4 protein-coding genes and 1 pseudogene are annotated in these 6,039 nt (G+C 72.1%); all 5 read left to right on the forward strand.

Annotated elements, in window-relative coordinates:
- Positions 1 to 279 (forward strand): annotated as a pseudogene (locus tag GTW67_RS25490) (FAD binding domain-containing protein); the annotation flags it as partial.
- On the forward strand, positions 279 to 869 hold the full coding sequence (locus GTW67_RS25495; RefSeq protein ID WP_161167122.1) for a (2Fe-2S)-binding protein: 591 nt from the start codon (positions 279 to 281) through the stop codon (positions 867 to 869). The pseudogene GTW67_RS25490 and the gene GTW67_RS25495, both read left to right, overlap by 1 nt.
- A gap of 2 nt (positions 870 to 871) precedes the next feature.
- Positions 872 to 3,256: a xanthine dehydrogenase family protein molybdopterin-binding subunit gene (locus GTW67_RS25500; RefSeq protein WP_161167123.1), complete on the forward strand. Its 2,385-nt coding sequence runs from the start codon at positions 872 to 874 to the stop codon at positions 3,254 to 3,256.
- 203 nt (positions 3,257 to 3,459) lie between these two features.
- Positions 3,460 to 4,917 (forward strand): NCS2 family permease, encoded by a 1,458-nt coding sequence (locus tag GTW67_RS25505; protein WP_161167124.1) that lies wholly within the window; start codon positions 3,460 to 3,462, stop codon positions 4,915 to 4,917.
- A gap of 50 nt (positions 4,918 to 4,967) precedes the next feature.
- A partial coding sequence (locus GTW67_RS25510; protein ID WP_161167125.1) for an XdhC family protein occupies positions 4,968 to 6,039 on the forward strand: 1,072 nt, incomplete at its 3' end.

Here is a 6,039-nt window from a genome sequence, read left to right on the forward strand (position 1 = left end):
GGCTCGGCCGCACCCACCCCCGTGCGGGCGGCGGCCGCCGAGGACTTCCTGAACGCGGCCCTCGACGAGGGCGGCTTCTGGGACAACGGAAAGATCGTCACGCCGTCGGTCGTCAAGCAGTTCGCGGACCTGTGCGCCGCCGCCTGCAACCCGATCGACGACGTACGGGGCACCGCGAGCTACCGCCGCCACGCGGTCGGCGTCATGGCCCGCCGGACCCTCACCTGGACCTGGGAGGCGTACCGCGGCGCCGGCCGCGCCACGGAAGGAGCTGCGTGATGCGCGTCAACTTCACGGTCAACGGACGCCCGCAGGAAGCCGACGACGTGTGGGAGGGCGAGTCCCTGCTCTACGTGCTGCGCGAACGGCTCGGCCTGCCCGGCTCCAAGAACGCCTGCGAGCAGGGCGAGTGCGGCTCCTGCACGGTCCGCCTGGACGGCGTGCCGGTGTGCGCCTGCCTGGTCGCGGCCGGCCAGGCAGAGGGCCGCGAGGTCGTCACCGTCGAGGGGCTGGCGGACTTCGCCCGCCAGCGGGCCGAGGGCTGCGCCGGCGGAGCCTGCGGCACGGGCGAGGGCACCACGCTCGACGAGGCCAGGCGGTGGCGGGCCGGGGGCACCGACTCCCAGACCGGCGAGGGCACCGAACTGGCGCCGGTCCAGCAGGCGTTCATCGACGCCGGCGCCGTCCAGTGCGGCTTCTGCACACCGGGCCTGCTGGTCGCCGCCGACGAGATGCTGGAGCGCAACCCGAACCCGACCGACGCGGACATCCGCGAGGCGCTCTCGGGCAACCTGTGCCGCTGCACGGGCTACGAGAAGATCATGGACGCGGTCCGCCTGGCCGCCGCCCGACAGTCCGAGGGGGTGTGAGCATGGCGGCCAACGGCGCACCCACCAAGATCACCCAGGGTTCGAAGACGAAGGGCGGCATCGGCGAGTCCACGCTCCGCCCGGACGGCGTCCTCAAGGTCACCGGCGAGTTCGCGTACTCCTCCGACATGTGGCACGAGGACATGCTCTGGGGCCAGATCCTGCGCTCCACGGTCGCCCACGCCGAGATCGTCTCCATCGACACCTCCGAGGCCCTCGCGCTGCCCGGCGTCTACGCGGTCATGACCTACGACGACCTGCCCACCGACGTACGCCACTACGGGCTGGAGATCCAGGACACCCCGGTCCTCGCCCACGGCAAGGTCCGCCACCACGGCGAGCCGGTCGCGATCGTCGCCGCCGACCACCCGGAGACCGCGCGCCGCGCCGCCGCCAAGATCAGGGTCGAGTACCGGGAGCTGCCGCTCGTCACCGACGAGGCCTCCGCGACCGCCCCGGACGCGGTCCTCGTCCACGAGCACCGCGACGACCACCACAGCGGCCACGTCCGGCACCCCAACATCCTGCACCGCCAGCCGATCGTCCGCGGCGACGCCGACGCGGCGGCCGGGCGCGCCGACGTGATCGTCAAGGGCGATTATTACTTCGGTATGCAGGACCAGGCTTTCCTCGGCCCCGAGTCCGGCCTCGCGGTGCCGGCCGAGGACGGCGGCGTCGACCTCTACGTCGCCACCCAGTGGCTCCACTCCGACCTGCGCCAGATCGCCCCGGTCCTCGGCCTGCCCGAGGACAAGGTGCGCATGACGCTGTCCGGCGTCGGTGGCGCGTTCGGCGGGCGCGAGGACCTGTCGATGCAGATCCACGCCTGCCTGCTCGCCCTGCGCACCGGCAAGCCCGTCAAGATCGTCTACAACCGCTTCGAGTCCTTCTTCGGGCACGTGCACCGCCACCCGGCCCGCCTGCACTACGAGCACGGCGCCACCCGGGACGGCAAGCTCACGCACATGAGGTGCCGGATCGTGCTGGACGGCGGCGCCTACGCCTCCGCCTCCCCGGCCGTCGTCGGCAACGCCTCCTCGCTGTCCGCCGGCCCGTACGTGATCGACGACGTCGACATCGAGGCGATCGCGCTCTACACCAACAACCCGCCCTGCGGCGCCATGCGCGGCTTCGGCGCGGTCCAGGCGTGCTTCGCCTACGAGGCGCAGATGGACAAGGTGGCCGCGGAACTCGGCATGGACCCGGTGGAGTTCCGCCAGCTCAACGCCATGGAGCAGGGCACGGTCATGCCCACAGGACAGCCGGTCGACTCCCCGGCACCGGTCGCCGAACTCCTGCGCCGCGTCAAGGCGATGCCGATGCCGCCGGAACGCCAGTGGGAGTCCAGCGAGGGCGCCGACGTGCGCCAGCTGCCCGGCGGTCTGTCCAACACCACGCACGGCGAGGGCGTCGTACGCGGCGTCGGCTACGCGGTCGGCATCAAGAACGTCGGCTTCTCCGAGGGCTTCGACGACTACTCCACCGCCCGGGTCCGCATGGAGGTCGTCGGCGGACAGCCCGTCGCCACCGTGCACACGGCGATGGCGGAGGTCGGCCAGGGCGGCGTCACCGTCCACGCGCAGATCGCCCGCACCGAGCTGGGCGTCACGCAGGTCACCATCCACCCCGCCGACACGCAGGTGGGCTCGGCCGGCTCCACCTCGGCCTCCCGGCAGACGTACGTCACCGGCGGCGCCGTGAAGAACGCCTGCGAACTGGTCCGCGAGCAGGTCCTGGAGGCCGGGCGCCGCAGGTTCGGCTCCCACCACCCCGCCTGGGCCACCGCCGAACTGCTCCTGGAGGGCGGCAAGGTCGTCACCGACGGCGGCGAGGTCCTCGCCGACCTCGTGGACGTCCTGGAGGGCGAGGCCTTCGAGGTCGAGGAGGAGTGGCGGCACCGGCCGACCGAACCCTTCGACCCGCGCACCGGCCAGGGCAACGGCCACGTCCAGTACTCCTTCGCCGCGCACCGCGCCGTCGTCGAGGTCGACACCGAGCTCGGCCTGGTCAAGGTCATCGAACTGGCCTGCGCCCAGGACGTCGGCAAGTCGCTCAACCCCCTCTCCGTCATCGGCCAGATCCAGGGCGGCACCGTCCAGGGCATGGGCATCGCGGTGATGGAGGAGATCGTCGTCGACCCGAAGACGGCCAAGGTCAGGAACCCGTCCTTCACGGACTACCTGCTCCCCACGATCCTCGACACGCCGACCATCCCCGTCGACGTGCTCGAACTCGCCGACGACCACGCCCCGTACGGGCTGCGCGGCGTCGGCGAGGCACCCACCCTGTCGTCCACACCGGCGGTCCTCGCGGCCGTCCGGAACGCGACCGGGCTGGCGCTCGACCGCACGCCGGTACGGCCGGAACACCTCACCGGCACGGCGTGACACAGACCCTCCGGGCGGCGCACGGAACGTCACACACTCCGCGCCGCCCGGAGCACACCCAGGGTCCCGCTCGCTCGCGGGCCCCGCAGCACCACCACCCATGCGTTCGTCTCGGGCCGTCCCCCGGGTCGTGCACGTCCCAAATCCCGCAGCCGCCCCAGCGGTTGACACGGGTGCCCCTCTGAACCTTGGGAGACGACCCCATGACCCAGCAGTCAGTCGAGCCCAAGACCACAGCCGAGGATGCGGGCGCGGGCACCCGCGTCCCAGCCGGCCGGTCCTGGCTCGACCGCTACTTCCACATAACCCACCGTGGCTCCACGGTGGCGCGTGAGGTGCGCGGCGGCATCACCACCTTCATGGCGATGGCGTACATCGTCCTGCTCAACCCCATCCTGCTCGGCGGCGAGGACGTCGCCGGCAACACCCTGAGCCAGAAGGCTCTGATCACCGCGACGGCGCTCGCCGCGGCGGTCACCACGCTCCTCATGGGCTTCGTCGGCAAGGTGCCGCTCGCCCTGGCCGCCGGACTCTCGGTGTCCGGAGTGATCGCCGGACAGGTCGTCCCCCAGATGACCTGGGGCCAGGCCATGGCCATGTGCGTGATGTACGGCGTGGTCATCATGCTGCTCGTGGTCACCGGGCTGCGCGAGATGATCATGAACGCGATCCCGCTCGCCCTCAAGCACGGCATCACCATGGGCATCGGCCTGTTCATCGCGATCATCGGCCTGGTGAAGGGCGGTTTCGTCCACCCGGGCAAGGCCACCCCGCTCACGCTCGGCCCGGCCGGTGAACTCGCCGGCTGGCCGGTCCTGCTCTTCGCGGGCACCCTGCTCCTGATCTTCATGCTCCAGGCGCGCAACACCCCCGGCGCGATCCTGATCGGCATCGTCACCGGAACCGTCGTCGCGGCCGTGCTGAACGCCGCCGGGGTCATCGACCCCAAGCAGTGGGCCAACGGCGCTCCCGAGCTGCACGGCAGTGCCGTCTCCATGCCCGACTTCTCCCTCTTCGGGCACGTGGAGTTCGGCGGCTGGGGCGACGTCGGCGCGATGACCGTCGGCATGATCGTCTTCACCCTGGTGCTGGCCGGGTTCTTCGACGCGATGGCCACCATCATCGGCGTCGGCACCGAGGCCAACCTCGCCGACGACAAGGGCCGTATGCCGGGCCTGTCGAAGGCGCTGTTCATCGACGGCGCCGGCGGTGCCATCGGCGGCGTGGCGGGCGGCTCCGGCCAGACCGTCTTCGTCGAGTCCGCGACCGGCGTCGGCGAGGGAGCCCGCACCGGACTCTCCTCGGTCGTCACCGGCGCGTTCTTCGCGGCCTGCCTCTTCTTCACCCCGATCACCGCGCTGGTGCCGCAGGAGGTCGCCTCGGCCGCCCTGGTCGTCATCGGCGCGATGATGATGATGAACGCCCGGCACGTGGACTGGGCCGACCGGGGCACCGCGATCCCGGTCTTCCTGACCGTCGTCCTGATGCCGTTCACGTACACCATCACCACCGGTGTCGCCGCCGGTGTCATCTCCTACGTGGCCATCAAGGTCGCGCAGGGCAAGGCACGGGAGATCGGCGCGTTCATGTGGGCACTGACGGTGATCTTCGTCGTCTACTTCGCCCTCAACCCCATCGAGAGCTGGATGGGCGTGCACTAGCCGATCCCCGGGGAACCCCTTCCGTATCACCGCGGGCAAGGAGACCGACCATGCTGGACATCGCCGAAGAGCTGCACCGGTGGGTCGAGCAGGGACGTGACGTCGCCGTGGCCACCGTCGTGGCCGTCGGCGGCAGCGCCCCCCGTCCGCCCGGCGCCGCCCTCGCGGTGGACGCCGGCGGCACGGTGATCGGCTCCGTCTCCGGAGGCTGTGTGGAAGGGGCCGTGTACGAGCTGTGCCGGCAGTCGCTCCAGGACGGGCGGACCGTCCTCGAGCGCTTCGGCTACAGCGACGAGGACGCCTTCGCCGTGGGTCTGACCTGCGGCGGAGTCATCGACATCCTCGTCACACCGCTACAGGCGGACGACCCCGCCCGCCCGGCCGTCGCCGCCGCTCTCGCCTCCGCCGCGCGGGGGGAGGCGGCGGCGCTGGCACGGATCGTGGACGGCCCGGCGGAACTTGCGGGCCGCGCCATGACCGTCCGCCGGGACGGCTCCCGCACCGGCGGCTTCGGCGCGCACCCCGAGCTGGACCGCACGGCGGCCGCCGAGGCGGGCGCCTTCCTGGACGCCGGCCGCACCGGCACGCTGGAGATCGGGGAACAGGGCTCGCGGTGCGGCGCGCCGCTGACGCTGCTGATCGAGACCTCCGTCCCGGCCCCCCGCATGATCGTCTTCGGGGCGATCGACTTCGCCTCCGCACTGGCCCGCGTCGGCAGCTTCCTCGGCTACCACGTGACCGTGTGCGACGCCCGGCCCGTCTTCGCGACCAGGGCCCGCTTCCCGGACGCCGACGAGGTCGTCGTCGACTGGCCGCACCGCTATCTGCGGGGCACCCCGACCGACGCGCGCACGGTGCTGTGCGTCCTCACCCACGAGACCAAGTTCGACGTACCGCTCCTGGAGGTCGCCCTGCGCCTGCCGGTCGCGTACGTCGGTGCGATGGGCTCCCGGCGCACCCACCTGGACCGCGAGGCGCGCCTGCGCGAGGCCGGCGTCACCGACCGGGAGCTGTCCCGGCTCAGGTCGCCCATCGGCCTGGACCTCGGCGCCCGTACGCCCGAGGAGACCGCCCTGTCGATCGCGGCGGAGATCGTCGCCGCCCGGCGCGGCGGCAGCGGCA

It is taken from the genome of Streptomyces sp. SID5910 (assembly GCF_009862125.1).
Taxonomy (GTDB): Bacteria; Actinomycetota; Actinomycetes; order Streptomycetales; family Streptomycetaceae; genus Streptomyces.

What these genes read in the sequence shown, in the direction of transcription:
- GTW67_RS25495 (WP_161167122.1), top strand. Translation starts at nt 279, where the DNA reads ATGCGCGTCAACTTCACGGTCAACGGACGCCCGCAGGAAGCCGACGAC.
- GTW67_RS25500 (WP_161167123.1), top strand. Translation starts at nt 872, where the DNA reads ATGGCGGCCAACGGCGCACCCACCAAGATCACCCAGGGTTCGAAGACG.
- GTW67_RS25505 (WP_161167124.1), top strand. Translation starts at nt 3,460, where the DNA reads ATGACCCAGCAGTCAGTCGAGCCCAAGACCACAGCCGAGGATGCGGGC.